At 60.2% G+C, this 16,067-nt stretch carries 22 protein-coding genes and 1 pseudogene; 13 read left to right on the top strand and 10 right to left on the bottom strand.

Features of this window, described 5'->3' with window-relative positions:
* Positions 1 to 53: 53 nt before the first annotated feature.
* From BN1800_RS03460 to BN1800_RS03415, 10 genes are all read left to right on the top strand, one after another.
* Entirely contained in the window at positions 54 to 719 is a 666-nt protein-coding gene (locus BN1800_RS03460; RefSeq protein WP_051336453.1) for an AzlC family ABC transporter permease, read from the top strand.
* A complete protein-coding gene (locus BN1800_RS03455; RefSeq protein WP_086994404.1) occupies positions 716 to 1,018 on the top strand; it encodes an AzlD family protein in 303 nt (100 codons plus the stop codon). Before BN1800_RS03460 ends, BN1800_RS03455 begins: the two co-directional genes overlap by 4 nt.
* 115 nt (positions 1,019 to 1,133) lie before the next feature.
* Entirely contained in the window at positions 1,134 to 2,057 is a 924-nt protein-coding gene (gene puuE, locus BN1800_RS03450; RefSeq protein WP_086994402.1) for an allantoinase PuuE, read from the top strand.
* Entirely contained in the window at positions 2,057 to 2,554 is a 498-nt protein-coding gene (gene uraD / locus BN1800_RS03445; RefSeq protein WP_027508250.1) for a 2-oxo-4-hydroxy-4-carboxy-5-ureidoimidazoline decarboxylase, read from the top strand. Before puuE ends, uraD begins: the two co-directional genes overlap by 1 nt.
* Positions 2,555 to 3,577 (top strand): allantoicase, encoded by a 1,023-nt coding sequence (alc, locus tag BN1800_RS03440; RefSeq protein WP_027508251.1) that lies wholly within the window; start codon positions 2,555 to 2,557, stop codon positions 3,575 to 3,577.
* A 57-nt stretch (positions 3,578 to 3,634) separates the two neighbouring features.
* Positions 3,635 to 3,928 (top strand): nucleotidyltransferase family protein, encoded by a 294-nt coding sequence (locus BN1800_RS03435; protein ID WP_086994518.1) that lies wholly within the window; start codon positions 3,635 to 3,637, stop codon positions 3,926 to 3,928.
* Positions 3,925 to 4,287: a HepT-like ribonuclease domain-containing protein gene (locus BN1800_RS03430; RefSeq protein WP_027508253.1), complete on the top strand. Its 363-nt coding sequence runs from the start codon at positions 3,925 to 3,927 to the stop codon at positions 4,285 to 4,287. Before BN1800_RS03435 ends, BN1800_RS03430 begins: the two co-directional genes overlap by 4 nt.
* Positions 4,288 to 4,290: 3 nt before the next feature.
* Positions 4,291 to 4,791, top strand: coding sequence for an ureidoglycolate lyase (locus BN1800_RS03425; protein WP_027508254.1), 501 nt, complete (start codon positions 4,291 to 4,293; stop codon positions 4,789 to 4,791).
* Positions 4,788 to 5,144: a hydroxyisourate hydrolase gene (uraH, locus tag BN1800_RS03420; RefSeq protein ID WP_027508255.1), complete on the top strand. Its 357-nt coding sequence runs from the start codon at positions 4,788 to 4,790 to the stop codon at positions 5,142 to 5,144. Before BN1800_RS03425 ends, uraH begins: the two co-directional genes overlap by 4 nt.
* Positions 5,145 to 5,147: 3 nt before the next feature.
* A complete protein-coding gene (locus tag BN1800_RS03415; RefSeq protein WP_086994399.1) occupies positions 5,148 to 5,894 on the top strand; it encodes a metallophosphoesterase family protein in 747 nt (248 codons plus the stop codon).
* On the opposite strand, the gene BN1800_RS03410 is transcribed toward BN1800_RS03415, so the two are convergent.
* The 4 genes and pseudogenes from BN1800_RS03410 to BN1800_RS03395 all read right to left on the bottom strand — a co-directional run bounded on the left by BN1800_RS03410 (position 5,891) and on the right by BN1800_RS03395 (position 8,717).
* Complete coding sequence (locus tag BN1800_RS03410; RefSeq protein WP_086994396.1) at positions 5,891 to 6,295, bottom strand: type II toxin-antitoxin system HicB family antitoxin; 405 nt, start codon at positions 6,293 to 6,295, stop codon at positions 5,891 to 5,893. The genes BN1800_RS03415 and BN1800_RS03410 overlap by 4 nt on opposite strands.
* A 2-nt stretch (positions 6,296 to 6,297) precedes the next feature.
* Positions 6,298 to 6,487: pseudogene (locus tag BN1800_RS03405) on the bottom strand (type II toxin-antitoxin system HicA family toxin).
* 45 nt (positions 6,488 to 6,532) lie between these two features.
* Complete coding sequence (locus BN1800_RS03400) at positions 6,533 to 7,675, bottom strand: alpha-hydroxy acid oxidase (protein ID WP_086994393.1); 1,143 nt, start codon at positions 7,673 to 7,675, stop codon at positions 6,533 to 6,535.
* Positions 7,676 to 7,751: 76 nt separating this feature from the next.
* Positions 7,752 to 8,717: a quinone oxidoreductase family protein gene (locus tag BN1800_RS03395; protein WP_086994515.1), complete on the bottom strand. Its 966-nt coding sequence runs from the start codon at positions 8,715 to 8,717 to the stop codon at positions 7,752 to 7,754.
* Between the two features lie 95 nt (positions 8,718 to 8,812).
* On the opposite strand from BN1800_RS03395, the gene BN1800_RS03390 reads away from it, so the two are divergent.
* Positions 8,813 to 9,661: a LysR family transcriptional regulator gene (locus BN1800_RS03390; protein WP_086994390.1), complete on the top strand. Its 849-nt coding sequence runs from the start codon at positions 8,813 to 8,815 to the stop codon at positions 9,659 to 9,661.
* Positions 9,662 to 9,665: 4 nt separating this feature from the next.
* On the opposite strand, the gene BN1800_RS03385 is transcribed toward BN1800_RS03390, so the two are convergent.
* The 4 genes from BN1800_RS03385 to BN1800_RS03370 form a co-directional block, all read right to left on the bottom strand.
* Complete coding sequence (locus tag BN1800_RS03385) at positions 9,666 to 10,055, bottom strand: helix-turn-helix domain-containing protein (RefSeq protein WP_244564426.1); 390 nt, start codon at positions 10,053 to 10,055, stop codon at positions 9,666 to 9,668.
* A 96-nt stretch (positions 10,056 to 10,151) separates the two neighbouring features.
* On the bottom strand, positions 10,152 to 11,486 hold the full coding sequence (gene guaD / locus BN1800_RS03380) for a guanine deaminase (protein ID WP_086994387.1): 1,335 nt from the start codon (positions 11,484 to 11,486) through the stop codon (positions 10,152 to 10,154).
* On the bottom strand, positions 11,483 to 12,724 hold the full coding sequence (locus BN1800_RS03375) for a urate hydroxylase PuuD (protein ID WP_086994384.1): 1,242 nt from the start codon (positions 12,722 to 12,724) through the stop codon (positions 11,483 to 11,485). The genes guaD and BN1800_RS03375 overlap by 4 nt, the downstream gene beginning before the upstream one ends.
* Before the next feature lie 69 nt (positions 12,725 to 12,793).
* Positions 12,794 to 13,234 (bottom strand): hypothetical protein, encoded by a 441-nt coding sequence (locus tag BN1800_RS03370; protein WP_143533875.1) that lies wholly within the window; start codon positions 13,232 to 13,234, stop codon positions 12,794 to 12,796.
* Positions 13,235 to 13,501: 267 nt separating this feature from the next.
* On the opposite strand from BN1800_RS03370, the gene BN1800_RS03365 reads away from it, so the two are divergent.
* Complete coding sequence (locus BN1800_RS03365; RefSeq protein ID WP_027508266.1) at positions 13,502 to 13,834, top strand: hypothetical protein; 333 nt, start codon at positions 13,502 to 13,504, stop codon at positions 13,832 to 13,834.
* Positions 13,835 to 13,841: 7 nt separating this feature from the next.
* On the opposite strand, the gene BN1800_RS03360 is transcribed toward BN1800_RS03365, so the two are convergent.
* Positions 13,842 to 14,738: a LysR substrate-binding domain-containing protein gene (locus BN1800_RS03360; protein WP_179213736.1), complete on the bottom strand. Its 897-nt coding sequence runs from the start codon at positions 14,736 to 14,738 to the stop codon at positions 13,842 to 13,844.
* 102 nt (positions 14,739 to 14,840) lie between these two features.
* Between BN1800_RS03360 and BN1800_RS03355 the strand changes: the two genes are divergently transcribed.
* Positions 14,841 to 15,044, top strand: coding sequence for a hypothetical protein (locus tag BN1800_RS03355; protein ID WP_027508268.1), 204 nt, complete (start codon positions 14,841 to 14,843; stop codon positions 15,042 to 15,044).
* Here BN1800_RS03355 and xdhC read toward each other — a convergent pair.
* A complete protein-coding gene (xdhC, locus tag BN1800_RS03350; protein WP_027508269.1) occupies positions 15,020 to 15,832 on the bottom strand; it encodes a xanthine dehydrogenase accessory protein XdhC in 813 nt (270 codons plus the stop codon). The genes BN1800_RS03355 and xdhC overlap by 25 nt on opposite strands.
* Positions 15,833 to 16,067: the final 235 nt, after the last annotated feature.

Genomic DNA, 16,067 nt, shown 5'->3' with positions numbered 1-16,067 from the left:
TCGGAGATCCTATTGTGAACGGGAATGGAAAATGGGCGGAGTTTCTGGGGGGCATGCGGGCCATTTCGCCGCTGATCGCTGCCGTCATACCGATCGGCGTCGTCTTTGGCGCGGTTGCAGCCACCAAAGGGCTTTCTCCGGTGGAGACGGCGCTGATGAGCGCGCTGGTCTTTGCCGGCGGATCGCAGTTCGTGGCGATGGATATCTGGATGCATCCGGCCTCGTGGACGAGCGCCGGTTTTGCAGCGCTGCTCGTCAATATCCGGCACGTGCTGATGAGTGCCTCGCTCGGCACCAAGATGCAGGCCTTTGGCGGACGCAAGCGCTATTTCGCATGCCTGTTTCTTGCCGACGAGATCTGGGCGATGGCGGAATTCCGTGCCGGCCTTGCGCGGCTTACACCAGCCTGGTTCGCGGGGCTTGCGGCACCTTTCTATCTTGCCTGGGTGCTTTCGAGCCTTGCGGGTGCGACGCTCGGCGCTTTCCTGGGTGATCCCGCGGCGCTCGGACTGGATTTCGCCTTTCCGGCCGTCTTCATCGTGCTGGTCATGGGCTTCTGGAAGGGACCGGAAACCGGTGCTGTGCTGCTCGCAAGCGGTGCGGCCGCGGTGGCGACCCAGCATTTCGTGCCCGGCGTCTGGTATATCGCAGCCGGTGCCGTTGCCGGCCTGCTTGCGGCAGTCGCCAGCGGCAGCCGGCGTGTGGAGGTAACGCAATGACGGTCGATTTCTCCACTCTTCTCGCAATCGTCGCCATGGCGGTCGCGACCGTTCTCACGCGCCTGAGCGGCCTTCTGCTCGCGCGGCATGTATCCCTGGAGGGAAGCCGCCGCAACGCGATCGAATCCATACCACCTGCGGTTTTGATGGCGGTCGTTGCGCCGACCGCCTTTGCCACCGGTATCGCGGAAACGATCGCCTGCGCGGTCACAGCCGTTGCCGCACTCCGTCTGCCGATGCTCGTTTCCGTCGTGCTTGGTGTCTTCTGCGTCGCGCTGTTACGGGCTGTAGGCATCTGATTCGGCAGCAGAGGTGGTGACTTGTGCCGTAGCGGCGAAAGTCAGTTTCGCATTTCCGTCTCGACATTCCGTCTCCGGGTGCTACCGTTTCTCCTATCCTTCAGAAGGTGATTTGATGGCATCCGATACCTATCCGCGCGATCTCATCGGCTACGGCCGGAATACGCCTGATCCGAAATGGCCGGACGAGGCCCGGCTCGCCGTGCAGTTCGTCATCAACTACGAAGAAGGCGGTGAGAGCTCGATCCTCGATGGCGATCCGGCGTCCGAGAACCTGCTGTCGGAAATTGTCGGAGCAGCACCTTGGCCAGGCCAGCGCAATCTGAACATGGAATCGATCTACGAATACGGCTCGCGCGCCGGGTTCTGGCGGCTCTGGCGTATGTTCACCGAGCTCAAGGTTCAGGCGACCGTCTACGGCGTGACGCTTGCGATGGCCCGCAATCCGGAGGCTGTCGCAGCGATGAAGGAAGCCGGCTGGGAAATCGCCAGCCATGGCTACCGCTGGCTGGAGTACAAGGATTTTCCGGAAGACCTCGAGCGTAAGCACATTCTCGAGGCCGTGCGCCTTCATACCGAGCTTACCGGCGAGCGTCCCTACGGCATGTATCAGGGCAAACCCTCGGACAATACGCTGCGCTTGGTGCAGGAGGAGGGCGGGTTCCTTTATTCGTCAGACTCCTACGCCGATGATCTTCCCTATTGGGTGAAGGGTGTCGACGGCAAGCCGTTCCTCATCATTCCGTATACGCTTGAAACGAACGACATGCGCTTTGCGACGCCGCAGGGCTTCAATTCCGGCGATCAGTTCTTCACATATCTCAAGGATGCCTTCGATTCGCTCTACGAAGAGGGCCGGGCCGGCAGCCCGAAGATGATGTCCGTCGGCCTGCATTGCCGCCTTGTCGGGCGTCCCGGCCGTGCGGCGGCGCTTAAGCGTTTCATCGAATATGTGCTGCAGCACGACAAGGTGTGGATTCCCCGCCGCATCGAGATCGCCGAGCATTGGCACAAGAACCACAAGCAGGACGTGATCTGATGATCCGGCGGGATGAATTCGTGTCGCGCTTCGGGGGCGTCTTCGAGCATTCGCCCTTCATTGCCGAGCGCGCCTATGACGATGGTTTCATCGGCGATGAGTTGACTGTGGACAAAGTGCACATTCCATTGGTCGCTGTCTTCCGCGCCGCAAGCGAAGAAGAGCGTCTTGGCGTGCTTCGCGCCCATCCCGATCTTGCCGGACGCCTGGCCATCGCCGGCGAACTGACGGAAGACAGCAAGAAGGAGCAGGCAAGCGCCGGTCTCGACCGGCTGAGCGCCGAAGAGCACGCCCGCTTTACCGAACTCAACAAGACATATACCGAAAAGTTCGGCTTTCCCTTCATCATCGCGGTGAAAGGGCTGAACAAGGACGGTATCCTCGCGGCTTTCGAGAAACGCATCGGTAACAGCCGCGACGAGGAGTTTGCGACCGCCGCCGCTGAGGTCGAAAAGATTGCGCTTTTGCGCCTGACATCCATGCTTCCGGAGAAGTGAATGACTGAGAATACCAATGCGAGCCTGCCGTCCTTCGCGAACGGCGCGATCAACCTTGCTTCCGCACGCCTCGGCGCCAAGGGCCTTTATGCGACGGACGAGTTCTTCGCGCCGCTGGAGCGCATGCTGCAGGATGTGCCGGCGAGCTTCGATCCGGATCTTTACGACGACAACGGCAAATACATGGACGGCTGGGAAAGCCGCCGCAAGCGCGTGCCCGGCCACGACTGGGCGATCGTCAAGCTCGCGATGCCCGGCCGCATTTTCGGCTTCGATGTCGATACCAGCTACTTCACCGGCAACTATCCGCCGCATTGTTCGATCGAGGCTGCCTTCGTCGAGGGCGGCGATCCGACCGAGGCGACCATCTGGACCGAAATCCTCACGAAGTCGCCGCTGGGGCCGAGCGCTCATCACGTCTTCGAAAACGCCGACAAGGAAAAGATCTGGACGCATCTGCGCCTGCATATCTATCCCGATGGCGGCGTTGCCCGGTTGCGCGTTTATGGTTCGGCTTATTTCGACTGGTCGAAAGTCGAGGCGAATGAAGAAGTCGACCTTGCCTATATCTTCAACGGCGCGAAGTCGCTTGGCTGGTCGGACGCGCATTACGGCCACCCGGACAAGATGCTTGGCCCCGGTCGCGGCATCAACATGGGCGACGGTTGGGAAACCAAACGGCGGCGCGGGCCTGGCCACGACTGGGCGGTGATCCGGCTTGGCCATCCGGGCAGGATCAAGCGCGTGATCGTAGACACTGCCTTCTTCAAGGGCAATTTTCCCGACACGTGTGAGCTTCTCGGCGCCTATCTGCCCGATCTTGGCGATATGCTCAGCGAGGCGGACATTGCGGCTTCGGAAAACTGGAGGCCGATCCTGCCGCGCACCAAACTGCAGATGGACCACATCCACGAATATGGCCCCGACTCCATCGCCGACGTCGGGCCGGTGACGCATGTGCGCATCGCGATGCATCCGGACGGCGGCATCATGCGTCTGAGGCTTTTCGGGGTGAAGGGGTGAGTTCTTTCTTCTTTATTGCGGCTCGCCTATATTCAAGGCATCAGGAGTGATGCCTCGATGAAGCCGTCGGAAGTGTTGGAAAAGAACAGGCAGGCGATCCGCGACGCGACGAAGCGCTTCAACGCGGCGAACCCGCGTGTCTTCGGGTCCGTCGCTCGCGGCGAGGACAGGCCGGACAGCGATCTCGATATTCTTGTCGATGCGCTGCCGGGGACGACGCTATTCGATCTCGGCGGGTTGCTGGAGGAATTGCAGACGCTGATGTCCGGGACGGAAATCCACGTTCTGACGCCAGGTGATTTTCCCGAACGTGTCCGCAGCCGGGTCCTGCAGGAAGCCAAGCCTGTATGAGTATCGATCGGCTTCGAACCTATCTCGACGAGATGCAGCAGGTCGCATTCGAAACCGTCGATTTCGTCAAGGACATGAGCAAGGATGAATTTCTGAAGGACCTTGTCAGACAGCGCGCAGTTGGAATGAACCTCCTGATGATTGGTGATGCAACCTCGCGCATCATGGAGGAATATCCCGAGTTTGCAGCGGAATTTTCCAACGTGCCTTGGCAAAAAATGCGCGGAATGAGAAACCGTATCGCTCATGGCTACATGAGCATGAACCTAGACGCCGTTTGGGATACTGCGCAAACAGCCATTCCCGATCTTCTCGATCAATTGCATGGATTGCGTCACTGGCACGCCCAAGGTGAATGACTTTTGACGGACCTTCTCGACATCCAGCCCCTCACCAAAACTACCTTCGTGCCGTTCGGTGACGTCATCGAGGCCGATCCGTCGACCATGCGCTATATCAACAGCGGCACGACCGAACGTTTCCATGCGCTGGCGACGGCAGAAGCGGCTGGCGAGGGCGCGCGCGTCGTCATCAATCTCTTTCGCGGCCAGCCGCGCAGCTTTCCTTACGAGATCGGCATGATGGAGCGGCATCCGTTCGGCAGCCAGAGCTTCTCGCCGCTTTCCGGCCGGCCGTTTCTGGTGGCGGTTTCGGAAGATCAGGACGGAAAACCCGGCAGGCCGCAGGTGTTTCTCGCGCGGGGCGGCCAGGGCGTGAACTACCGGCGCAACGTCTGGCATCACCCGTTGTTGGTGCTCGGGCAACCGAGCGATTTTCTGGTTGTCGACAGGGATGGACCCGGCGATAATCTGGAAGAACACTTCTTCGAAACGCCATACATCATCAGCGAGCCAGCCCTATGACCGGACTGACGACCCATGTTCTCGACACGGCCTCCGGCAAGCCCGCCCAAGGGCTGAGGATCGACCTGTTTCGCCTGGATGGGGATATTCGCCATCACATCAAAACGGTCGAAACCAATTCGGACGGACGCGTGGACGGCGGGCCGATTCTCTCCGGCGAAAGTTTTCAGGCCGGAACCTACGAACTGCTGTTTCATGCGGGCGACTATCTGCGTGCTTCGGGCACGCCGTTGCCGCATCCGGCCTTTCTCGATCTCGTGCCGATCCGCTTCGGCATTGCGGATACTGCTGCGCATTACCACGTGCCGCTGCTGATCTCGCCCTACGGCTATTCCACCTATCGCGGGAGCTAGGCGATGCAGTTTGCGGCTATCGCGGATATCCACGGCAATCATCCGGCGCTGGCGGCGGTCCTTGCGGATATCCGCGCGCAGGGCATTTCGGACATCGTCGATCTCGGCGATTGCTTCAGCGGTCCGCTGGAAGCTGGCAAGACCGCCGACCTGCTCATCCCGTTCGCTCTGCCGACGGTCCGCGGCAATCACGACCGCTACCTGATCGAGCAGAAACCCGAAGCCATGCATGCGTCAGATAAGGTAGCCCACGAGCAGCTTTTGCCGCATCATCTCGACTGGCTGCGATCGCTGCCGACCAAGCTGATCTATCAAGAAGAAGCCTATCTTTGCCACGCCACGCCTGGCGATGACAACCTGTACTGGCTGGAATCCGTGGCACCCGAGGGCCATGTGTTTCTGAAGCCGCAGGAGGAGATCGAGGCGCTCGCGGAAGGCATCGACTTTCCGCTGATCCTTTGCGGCCATACGCACATCCCCCGCGCCGTCCGCCTTTCGCACGGTCGTCTCATCGTCAATCCCGGCAGCGTCGGCTGCCCGGCTTACAACGATGAAAAGCCCTATCCGCACAAGGTTGAGACCGGCCATCCGATGGCAAGCTACGCCATTCTGGAGAAATCCGCGTCCGGCTGGACGCCCTATTTCCGCAACGTCCCCTACGATCACATGGCGATGTCGACGCTTGCAAAAGCAAACGGCCGCCCGGATTGGGCGGCCGCGCTGGCAACGGGAAGAATGCCGCAGTTTTAAGCTGCTTCGCCGCGATCGATTTCATGTTTCGCCGCTCGCGCGAGAAAGCCGGAACGGGACAATCCCTGCGCCGCGGCAAATGCATCCACGCGTTCAAGTACGTCTTCCGGAAGGGTGATGTTGATACGAATCGCCTTGCGGGCTGGCGTTTTGAGGCTCACGAGAATTGCAACACCGCCGCCGTTTTCCGGATCCGCCATGATGCTTTCAAGGCTGGATGGTTCGGGAATGGCTTCGCCATTGTCAGCAATGCCTTCGACATGGAATGCCAAGGCTTCCTCTGCCATTTTCCGCGCCTCGTCCAGGCTTTTCCCAGCGGTCACGACGCCTGGAAAATCAGGGAAAGACACGCCATAGTCACTGTCGCTTTCCTTATGGATCAGTCCGATATAGTTGCGCATAATCACCTCAGGCTGAGACCGGATTGCTTTTCGATGCTCTTAAGAGTGCCAATCGGAACGTCGCGCCTTGGATGGGGAACGGTCACGCGGCTGGATTTTGTAGGGTGTTTCAGCTGCCTATGGCTGCCCTTACGGGCAAACCTCGAACCAGCCATCCTTTTTCAGCAACGCGATGACGTCTGCGCTCTTCATGAAATGCGATTATACACACTTATGTGTATCTCGTAAACGGTGCTGCTACTGCCGTCCGGCGATGATCGACGAATTGACGTCGTTGATGTCGCGCTTGCCGCAGAGTGCCATGGTGATGTCCATCTCCTTGCGGAGGATGCCGAGCGCCAGTGTCACGCCTTCCTTGCCCATGGCGCCGAGGCCGTAGAGGAAAGGGCGGCCGATATAGGTGCCTTTGGCGCCAAGCGCCACGGCCTTCAGCACGTCCTGGCCGGAGCGGATGCCGCCGTCGAGATGGATCTCGATCTTGTGGCCGACGGCATCGACGATCTGCGGGAGCATGCTAATCGAAGAGGGAGCGCCGTCCAGCTGGCGGCCGCCATGGTTAGAGACGACGATCGCGTCGGCGCCCGTCTCGGCTGCCGCCTTCGCGTCCTCGACATCGAGAATGCCCTTGATGATCAGCGGGCCGCCCCATTTTTCCTTGATCCAGGCGACATCGGCCCAGGAAAGCTGCGGATCAAACTGCTCAGCTGTCCAAGAGGACAGCGAGGAGAGGTCGGAGACATTCTTGGCGTGGCCGACGATGTTGCCGAAGGTACGGTGCTTGGTCTTGAGCATGTCGAGGCACCAGAAGGGGCGCGTCGCCATCTGCCAGATATGCTTCGGCGTGAATTTCGGCGGAGCGGAGAGGCCGTTGCGCAGGTCTTTATGCCGCTGGCCGAGGATCTGCAGGTCGGCCGTCAGAACCAGTGCCGAGCACTTTGCCGCCTTGGCGCGGTTGATCAGGTTCATGACGAAGTCCTTGTCCTTCATCACATAGAGCTGGAACCAGAAGGGTCGCGTCGTCACCGAGGCGACATCCTCGATTGAGCAGATGCTCATCGTCGAGAGCGTGAAGGGAACGCCGGCTTCTTCCGCTGCACGGGCCGCCAGCATCTCGCCGTCGGCATGCTGCATGCCGGTAAGACCCGTCGGCGCGAGCGCCACCGGCATCGAGACCTTCTGGCCGACCATCGTTGTCTCCAGCGTGCGGTTCGTCATGTCGACGAGAACCCGCTGGCGCAGCTTGATCTTGGCAAAATCGCTCTCGTTCGCCTGATAGGTCGACTCTGTCCAGGCGCCCGAATCCGCATAGTCGAAGAACATTTTCGGCACTCGGCGCTGGGCGAGTTTCTTAAGGTCGGCGATGGTGAGAGGAGTGGCCATGGACAAGACTTTCACATCTGGATAACGCCATGGCCCTTAACATGATTTTCAGGCAAGAGGGTACATCTTTCGTCGCCTAGGGAACAAGAATCAGGCTCCCTGCGGCACCTCCGTTTTCGAGGAATTGCTGCGCCTTTGCCGCGTATGCCAAGGCATACTCGCCGGCGATCGTTGCGGCGATGCCCGACTGCGTCATTTCGATTGTTGCCTTGGCGGCGGCGGCATAATTTTCGCCGTCTGCGATGTGGGCCATGATGCTCGGATGCGTGAGCGATTTTCCGGGACGCAACTCCTCGACGGAGACCGGAGGTATCGGGCCGCCGGCCTGTCCGATCGTTGCGGCGACGCCGAACGGGCGCACGCATTGGATGGTCTTAGAAAGCATGCTGCCGCCGATGCCGTCATAGGCGGCATCGACGCCACGGCCGCCCGTCAGCCGTTTCACTTCGCCGACCACATCCGCGTCGCGCCCGACGATCACGTGATCGGCGCCGTGTTTGACGGCAAGCCCGGCCTTTTCCTGCGAACTGACGGTCCCGATGATCGTCGCCCCGAGATGTTTTGCCCACCGCACCAGAATGCTGCCGAGGCCGCCCGCGGCCGCATGGACGAGGACGATCGTGCCGGGGCCGACCTTGTAGGTTTGCGTCAGCAGCATGTAGGCGGTCATGCCCTTTAGCATCGAGGCGGCGGCGACGCGCGACGGGATCTCATCCGGAAGGCGGATGGCGCGCGCGGCGGGAAGCAGGCGTGTTGCGGCATAGGCGCCGATCGCGCCGGCATAGGCAACGCGGTCGCCCGGTTTCAGTTCGATGACGCCGGTGCCAACGGCCTCTACGATGCCCGCGCCCTCGACGCCTAGGACGGCCGGATAGGCCGGCAGGGGATAGATGCCCTTGCGGTGGTAGATGTCGAGGAAATTCATGCCGATCGCTTCGTGCCGTATGCGGATCTCATCGGGGCCAGGCTGCTTTGGCGTGCGCTCCAAGACCTGCAGTTGTTCGATGCCGCCCGGCGTCTGAAGTGTAACGATCTTGTCCATGACTGTGCTCCGATTTGCTGTTGCGGCAATCATGGCCGATGGCTTGTTGATCGAAAATTCCCTATTGTTTGCCAATCGATGGGAAAAAATGATCAATGTTCGATTGGGAAAATCTCCGCTACTTCGCAGCCCTGGCGCAGACCGGAACGTTGCTCGGCGCGGCCCGCTTACTCGGCGTGGAGCACGCGACGGTCGCCCGCCGCGTCGCCCGTCTGGAAGCGCAGATGGGTGTGAAACTCATAGATCGGCGCGGACGGCGCGTGTCGCTGACGGCAGATGGGGAGCGGGTCGCAGTGATGGCCGAGCGCATGGGCGAGGAGGCGCGGGCAATCGAACGCGTGAGTCTTGCTGCCGGCGGCGGCCTTGCGGGCGACGTCACGGTAAGCGCGCCGCCGACCCTTGCGGCCGCCTTGCTTGCCGGGCCGCTTGTCGAACTGCGGCGCAACTATCCGGACATCGGCATCACCATTGTCGGCGAGACGCGCTACGCCTCGCTCGACCGGCGGGAGGCGGATATTGCGGTCCGAATGACGAAGCCGGAGCAGGGCGACTTTACCGTTACCAAGCTTGGCGACGTGGCTTTTGGCTTCTATGCCTCCCCGGCCTATCTGGCTTCCGTGCCTGAGGAGGCCTGGAGCTTCATCGCCTATGACGAAACGATGTCGAGCTCGCCGCAGTCGATGCGCCTGCTCGATGTGGCGAATGGGCGAAAACTGTCCATCAGGGCCACGACGCTCGAATTCCAGCTTTCCGCCGCGAAAGCCGGCGGCGGCGTCGCTCTCCTTCCGAATTTTCTCCTTGCCGGCGCGAACGACCTTGTGGAGGTCATTCGGGAGACGAAGCCGCTGACGCGTGAAGTCTGGCTGGTCGTTCACTCGGATATCAGAAATGTTCCGATCATCCGCGCGGTGATGGAGACTTTGAAGAGGAACTGGTCTTACTAATATCCTATGCCGCGTTGGTACGGATCGGCTGGATCAAAATGTCGGTCGGAATCCCGAGATGCTCATGCAGCCGGCGTATCATTTCGAGAGGGATCGCCTGCGATTGAGAAATTTCCGCTATGCGTCCCCGACTGCCGAGGATTGGCTCAAGGTCCTTGCGGCTCAAGCCCTGTTGCTCCATGCGAAACAGAATGGCGTCGATTGGGTCGGGCAGATCGATTGGATAGTGTGACGCCTCATAGGCATCGATCAGCGTCGCGAGAATGTCCAGCTTGTCTGCTTCGGGAGAACCATCCGGCGCACCCCAGAGTTGCTTTAAAAGAGTGAGCGCATTCTCGTAGTCTTCATTACTCCGGATGGGTCTTAATTCACTCATAATCCACCACTGCAGCATCGATCTTGTTGTAATCAAGGCCGCTTGACCTTTCTGACCCTGCGGACTTTCGACAAATTGCGCAATGTTCGCCGGGCGATCACTCTCATGGAAGTTCTATGATGCTCCCATTTTGGGTTCAATGGTGAGGTTGCTCTTCGCTGCCTCGCCCGCCACATAGGTCTCCACAATCGCCCGGTCATCGCCCATGGTCTGGAGCAGGAAGAGTTCTTCCGGAAGAGTCTTCACGACGTCCATCTTCAGCGCCATGGCAGGCGTTGCCGCTGCGTTCAGGACGACGAGATCGGCGTCCGTGCCTTCATCCAGCGTTCCGATGCTGTCTGCAAGCGAGAGTGCTTCGGCATTGCCGAGCGTCATGTAGTAATAGCTTTCGAGCGGGTTGAGACGCTCGCCGAGGAGCTGTTGGATCTTGTAGGCTTCGTCCATCGTGCGCAGCATCGAATAGCTGGAGCCGCCGCCGATATCGGTGGCGACGCCGATCCTGACGGGTTTTTCGCGACGCGCGAGTGCCTTCAGCGGGAAGAGTCCGGAGCCGAGGAAGAGGTTGGACGTCGGGCAGTGAACGGCGACGGCGCCCGCCTCATTCATGGCGCCGGCCTCGCGATCGGAGAGGTGGATGCAGTGGCCGAAGAGGCTCTTCGGCCCAAGCAGACCGTAGCGGGCGTAGATATCGGTGTAGTCGATCGCGTCCGGATAGAGCTCGCAAGTGAACCTAATCTCCTCGTGATTTTCCGAGAGGTGCGTCTGGATGTGCAGGCCCGGAAATTCCTGGGTGAGCGCCTGGGCCGCCTCCATCTGCTGCGGCGTTGAGGTGATCGCGAAGCGCGGCGTGATGGCGACGTGGTTTCGGCCTTTGCCGTGCCAGTCGGCAATCACCTGCCGCGTTTCGTCATAGCCCATCTGAGGCGTGTCGAGCAGGCCCTGAGGCGCATTGCGGTCCATCATCACCTTGCCACCGACCATGCACATGTTCCGGCGTATGGCCTCCGCGAAATAGGCATCGGTGGAGGTCTTGTGGACGGAGCAATAGGCGGCGGCCGTCGTCGTGCCGTGACGGAGCAGCTCGTCGTAGAAATGCGTCGCGATCTTCTGCGCATGCGCGCTTTCGACGAAGCGGCATTCCTCCGGGAAGGTATAGGTGTTCAGCCATTCGAGCAGGTCGGCCGCGTAGGAGGCGATCACCTGCATCTGCGGAAAATGCAGGTGCGTGTCGATAAAGCCCGGCATGATCAGGTGCGGGCGGTGGTCGATTTCGACCGCATCCGCCGGAGCCTTCTTCCTGATGCCGGAGTAGGCGCCGATCGCGGTGATCTTGCCGGCCTCGATCACCAGGCCGCCGTCGGTCTCGTAGCTATAGCTCTCCGTATCGGTGAGACTGAGCGGAGCGCGCTTGAACGAGAGCAGGCGCCCGCGCAGGAGTTTTGTCGTCATTGCTGTTTGCCTTCGACTGCGCTTTCGAACCAGGTGACGAGCAGCTTGCGCTCGTCCGGCGTGATATCCGTCACATTGCCGGGCGGCATTGCATGGCTGCGGCCTGCCTGTATATAGATTTCGCGCGCATGGGCGGCGATTTCCGCGTCATTTTCGAAGATGACGCCGTTCGGCGGGCGGGCAAGGCCCTCGTAGACGGGTTCGGCAGCATGGCACATCGAACAGCGCGTCGAGATCAACTCCTTGACGGCAGGGAAGTGCGGATCGCCGGCGAATTGCTGGAACGCGGGCGCAACAGCGGCAGTCGTATCGCGTTCGCCCGTCAGCGCCTTCGGCACGGTCGAAAGCCACATGATAAGGATGAAGAGGATGACCGTCGCGATCCATGTCCAGGTCGGCCGTCCCTTGCGCGCATGCGTCGTGTTGAACCAGTGGCGGATGGTGACGCCCATCAGGAAGACGAGGGCGGCGATCACCCAGTTGTAGGCGGTGCCGAAGGCCAGTGGATAGTGGTTCGACAGCATGAAGAAGATGACGGGCAGCGTGAGGTAGTTGTTGTGCAGCGAGCGCTGCTTGGCGATCTGCCCGTATTTCGGATCGGGCGTGCGCCCCGCGATGAGGTCGGCGACGACGATCTTCTGGTTGGGGATGATGACCATGAAGACGTTGGCCGACATGATCGTCGCGGTGAAGGCGCCGAGATGCAGGAAAGCGGCTCGGCCGGTGAAAAGCTGTGTGTAGCCCCAGGCCATGAAGACCATCACCGCATAGAGCACGGCCATCAGTCCCCAGGTGTTCTTGCCGAGCGGCGACTTGCAGAGCAGGTCGTAGACGACCCAGCCGACGGCGAGCGAAGCAAGTGACATCAGGATCGCCACCGGCGCGCTGATATCGAGCACATGCCGGTCGATGAGGAAGAGGTCGGCACCGCCGTAATAGACGATGCAGAGCATCAGGAAGCCGGAGAGCCAGGTGAAGTAGCTTTCGTACTTGAACCAGGTCAGGTGCTCGGGCATCTGCGCCGGGGCCACCAGGTATTTCTGGATGTGATAGAAACCGCCGCCATGCACCTGCCATTCCTCGCCATAGGCGCCCGGCGGAAGATGCGGCCGCTTCACCAGACCGAGGTCGAGGGCGATGAAATAAAACGACGAGCCGATCCAGGCGATCGCGGTGATGACGTGAAACCAGCGCGCCGCGAAAGCCAGCCATTCCCACGCTATGGCATATTCATACATTGAGTTCCCCTATCTTCCTCCGACTCGCCACATTGCAGAAAGTTGCCGCGGGAGGGAAGGGGTAGAGCCTCAGTCGGCTATCTTGCCGAGGACCACGTATCGGCGATCGTTTCCCTCGACTATCGTGAACGCCGCGGATTTGCTGTCCGCGCAATTCATTGCTGTGAAATTTCCTGGCAATTTGCTTGGAAGAGGTAGCTCGATCGCGGCATGGGCCGCGAAAAAGTCGAGCTTAGCAGAGCGGCTAAAGCGGAGAACGCCGATCTTCGACTCTTGAATAAGGATGATTGCCCAACTGCCTTCGTCGCCGCGATATCCGATATTGGCGAGATGCTCGTTAGCGCGATCGCCACCAGTCACCATTTCGTGAAGTCTGTCTTCATAAGGTCCAAGAACACAAACGCGGTCAAACTGCTCTGCGATGAGCAGATGTGCAGGCTGTGGCTCACCGGGTTTAAGTCTCTGAAAATCGACAGGATCTGAATAGTAATATGTCGCGACCGCGATCAAGGCTGATGCCGGGAGCATAGCAATTGCCGCGACGTATTTCCGCCCGAAAGGTCTCCGATTCAGTCTGCGTCGCCGCACTTTTCCCGATCCTTTATGTTACTAAAAGTTGCAGAAAGTATCAGGATGGCACGTCTCATTTGAATATGTTGCGCCGCAAAATTTAGTGATCCTTGAAATGTCACGAGTCGGTTACAATTACAATTGTAGCCGCCGGGGTGAGGTGGAAACCGCATTGGGGCGGCGCATTCATCGACGGAGAAGATGCCCATGCGCAGCATTCTGGCAAGTGTGATGATTGCGTTCGCGTCGAGTGTGAGTGCTCACGACGCGCCAGCGGGTTGGTCTTACGAACCTTTCTGTTGCAATGGCGACAACCATACAGGCGATTGCCAGATGATCCCTTCGAAGAGCGTCAAAGTGACCCCCAGGGGATATCGCGTGACGCTGCTGCCTGGAGACCACCGGCTGGTGACGCGGGCTCATGTCTTCATGCTGCCGATGACGAAGGCGATGCAATCCGGCGATGGTGAGTACCATCTCTGCCTGTTCCCGAATGAGGATACGCCGCGCTGCTTCTACGCGCCGGAAATGGGTTATTGAGCGCCACTTAGAGATCGTGCGCGCCCATCTCGTCGATGATCCAGTTCCGGAAGGCCCTGATCTTCGGCACATTCCGGCGGTTCCCGGGATAGGCCAGCCAGTAATCGCGGCCGTCGTTGCAGGATAGTTCGAAAGGTTGATAGAGCCTGCCTGCGGCGATATCCTCTTCGAAATGCCCCGGATTCAGAATGGCGACGCCTTGCCCCGCCGCGGCTACACTCGCGTCCATGATTTGCGTGCCGAGTTCGTTTCTGGGGAATTTCTCCAGTCCCGGATTATCGATCCCTGCTGCGGCAAACCAAATCCGCCACCAATGGTCCCCGGCGCTGATGATCGATAGTTTGAGGAGATCGGCGGGCGTATGAACGCCGCCGACCTTGGCAGCAAGCACCGGACTTAACATCGGCGAAAAATCGAGGCGCATGATGCGATGGCAACAGAGACCCGGCCAATTGCCGTCGCCCCAGCGGACAGCCAGATCGGCCGCCTCCCTGTTGAAATCTATGAGTGTTGCAGATGTCTTCAGCCTGACGGCAACGTTAGGATGTTTTAGCTGAAACGAGCCAAGATGGCGCGACAGCCACTGTTGGGCAAAAGTCGCCGTCGAATGGATCGTCAGAGTCTCCTCGGATGCTTGTCGAAGCGATTCCATCGCCTCGGCCAGCATCGCGAAACCTTCGGTGACCCTTGGCGCCAGCCGTTCACCGGCATCGGTAAGGCTAATCATGCGCGGGCGGCGCAGGAACAGCGGTTCGCCGATATTCTCCTCCAGCAGCTTCACTTGATAGCTGACGGCAGTTTGCGTCATGCCGAGCTCTTCGCCCGCCTTGGTGAAGCTGCCGAGCGGCGCCACAGCCTCAAAGACGCGCAGCGCATTCAGCGGGAACTGTTTCGACAGCTTCATGGATAACTTCTCTTTATGCATTCAGACGATTGTTCGATTGGAATTGCAGCATTTTTAGCGGCACTCTGCAAGCCATAGCATCAGTTGAACAAAGGTGATGTCATGGACTGCCACGCTATCGAGGAAAGCTCGAAACCCGTCAATCTCTCGCTTTCAGCGCTTGTTTCAGGCATCGCGGCGTGGGCTTATGGCAAGATATTCCACCCGTCGCGGCTCGATCTCGAGGGCACACCGGACCGCGTGAAGCGCGATCTCGGCTTCCTGGATGGACGCGATCCGCGCTACGAGGCCGATCTCTGGCGATAGGCGGAAAGCGCCGTCAAGATTTCGGCGGCGGTCATGGCGGCGATCACTTCCGGCCGCTTGTCCCTGACCGCCGAACCGCCAATCGGCAGCGTGAGGCGGTCGAGCAAGCTTCGCTCGCCTCCTTCGCGCATAAGCCAGTTTGCGAAGGTCGCGCGTTTCGTGGCCGAGCCGATCATGCCGGTATAGGCAAGATCGGTTCTCTCCAGCGCTTCACGCGCGATCAGGAAGTCCAGCGAATGGTCGTGCGTGAGGATGACGACGGCGGAACCGCCGGGCATCTCCTTCACCAGCGCTTCCGGCATCGCCATAAGCCGCGTCTTCGTTTCCGCCGGCAGGTTCGCAAGCTCTTCCGTTCGCGTCTCGACCACCATCACGGAAAGCGGCAGCGGCGCAAGTGCCGCAGCGAGCGCGTGCCCGACATGGCCTGCACCGAAAAGATAGACCTCCGGCCGGCGCTCTGTTTCTTCGGCCTGCCGTGCTCCCAGTTCCGCCATCAGTTCATCCGTCACCCGCCGGAACCGCAATTGCGTACGCCCGCCGCAGCACTGCCCGATCTCCGGTCCGAGCGGAATATCCATGACCTTGCTGCCGCCGCCCGCAAGCAGTTCGCGCGCGTTGCGGATCGCCATGAACTCCAACTGCCCACCGCCGATCGTGCCCCAGGCGGCGTTTTCGGAGACGAGCATGAAGGCGCCGGCTTCGCGTGGGGTCGAACCCTGGGTTCCGACGACGTCGATGAGGATGATGGCTGGGTGGGCGGACGCGAAGGAAAGGAAAGAGGAAGTCATGGCGCGAAAGCACCCCCCTCTGTCCTGCGGGACATCTCCCCCACAAGAGGGGAGATTGATATGACGCGCGCTTGCCGCCAAACAATATGCGAATTATCGCAGCCTGCTGGCCGCAGGGAGCCGTCGCCTCTAGACAATCTCCCCCCCTGTTCGGGAGATGTCCAGCAGGACAGAGGCGGGTACAACTTGCACCAGCTTCCCCGCTCATTCCCCTTGACTTGAGGCGTTAGTGAGC

The sequence above is a fragment of the Rhizobium sullae genome, assembly GCF_900169785.1.
GTDB lineage: Bacteria > Pseudomonadota > Alphaproteobacteria > Rhizobiales > Rhizobiaceae > Rhizobium > Rhizobium sullae.
The sequence above is the reverse complement of the archived record's forward strand: the minus strand, read 5'-3'. Positions and strand labels throughout refer to the sequence as shown.

What these genes read in the sequence shown, in the direction of transcription:
- BN1800_RS03460 (WP_051336453.1), top strand. Translation starts at nt 54, where the DNA reads ATGCGGGCCATTTCGCCGCTGATCGCTGCCGTCATACCGATCGGCGTC.
- BN1800_RS03455 (WP_086994404.1), top strand. Translation starts at nt 716, where the DNA reads ATGACGGTCGATTTCTCCACTCTTCTCGCAATCGTCGCCATGGCGGTC.
- puuE (WP_086994402.1), top strand. Translation starts at nt 1,134, where the DNA reads ATGGCATCCGATACCTATCCGCGCGATCTCATCGGCTACGGCCGGAAT.
- uraD (WP_027508250.1), top strand. Translation starts at nt 2,057, where the DNA reads ATGATCCGGCGGGATGAATTCGTGTCGCGCTTCGGGGGCGTCTTCGAG.
- alc (WP_027508251.1), top strand. Translation starts at nt 2,555, where the DNA reads ATGACTGAGAATACCAATGCGAGCCTGCCGTCCTTCGCGAACGGCGCG.
- BN1800_RS03435 (WP_086994518.1), top strand. Translation starts at nt 3,635, where the DNA reads ATGAAGCCGTCGGAAGTGTTGGAAAAGAACAGGCAGGCGATCCGCGAC.
- BN1800_RS03430 (WP_027508253.1), top strand. Translation starts at nt 3,925, where the DNA reads ATGAGTATCGATCGGCTTCGAACCTATCTCGACGAGATGCAGCAGGTC.
- uraH (WP_027508255.1), top strand. Translation starts at nt 4,788, where the DNA reads ATGACCGGACTGACGACCCATGTTCTCGACACGGCCTCCGGCAAGCCC.
- BN1800_RS03415 (WP_086994399.1), top strand. Translation starts at nt 5,148, where the DNA reads ATGCAGTTTGCGGCTATCGCGGATATCCACGGCAATCATCCGGCGCTG.
- BN1800_RS03410 (WP_086994396.1), bottom strand. Translation starts at nt 6,295, where the DNA reads ATGCGCAACTATATCGGACTGATCCATAAGGAAAGCGACAGTGACTAT.
- BN1800_RS03400 (WP_086994393.1), bottom strand. Translation starts at nt 7,675, where the DNA reads ATGGCCACTCCTCTCACCATCGCCGACCTTAAGAAACTCGCCCAGCGC.
- BN1800_RS03395 (WP_086994515.1), bottom strand. Translation starts at nt 8,717, where the DNA reads ATGGACAAGATCGTTACACTTCAGACGCCGGGCGGCATCGAACAACTG.
- BN1800_RS03390 (WP_086994390.1), top strand. Translation starts at nt 8,813, where the DNA reads ATGTTCGATTGGGAAAATCTCCGCTACTTCGCAGCCCTGGCGCAGACC.
- BN1800_RS03385 (WP_244564426.1), bottom strand. Translation starts at nt 10,055, where the DNA reads ATGCTGCAGTGGTGGATTATGAGTGAATTAAGACCCATCCGGAGTAAT.
- guaD (WP_086994387.1), bottom strand. Translation starts at nt 11,486, where the DNA reads ATGACGACAAAACTCCTGCGCGGGCGCCTGCTCTCGTTCAAGCGCGCT.
- BN1800_RS03375 (WP_086994384.1), bottom strand. Translation starts at nt 12,724, where the DNA reads ATGTATGAATATGCCATAGCGTGGGAATGGCTGGCTTTCGCGGCGCGC.
- BN1800_RS03365 (WP_027508266.1), top strand. Translation starts at nt 13,502, where the DNA reads ATGCGCAGCATTCTGGCAAGTGTGATGATTGCGTTCGCGTCGAGTGTG.
- BN1800_RS03360 (WP_179213736.1), bottom strand. Translation starts at nt 14,738, where the DNA reads ATGAAGCTGTCGAAACAGTTCCCGCTGAATGCGCTGCGCGTCTTTGAG.
- BN1800_RS03355 (WP_027508268.1), top strand. Translation starts at nt 14,841, where the DNA reads ATGGACTGCCACGCTATCGAGGAAAGCTCGAAACCCGTCAATCTCTCG.
- xdhC (WP_027508269.1), bottom strand. Translation starts at nt 15,832, where the DNA reads ATGACTTCCTCTTTCCTTTCCTTCGCGTCCGCCCACCCAGCCATCATC.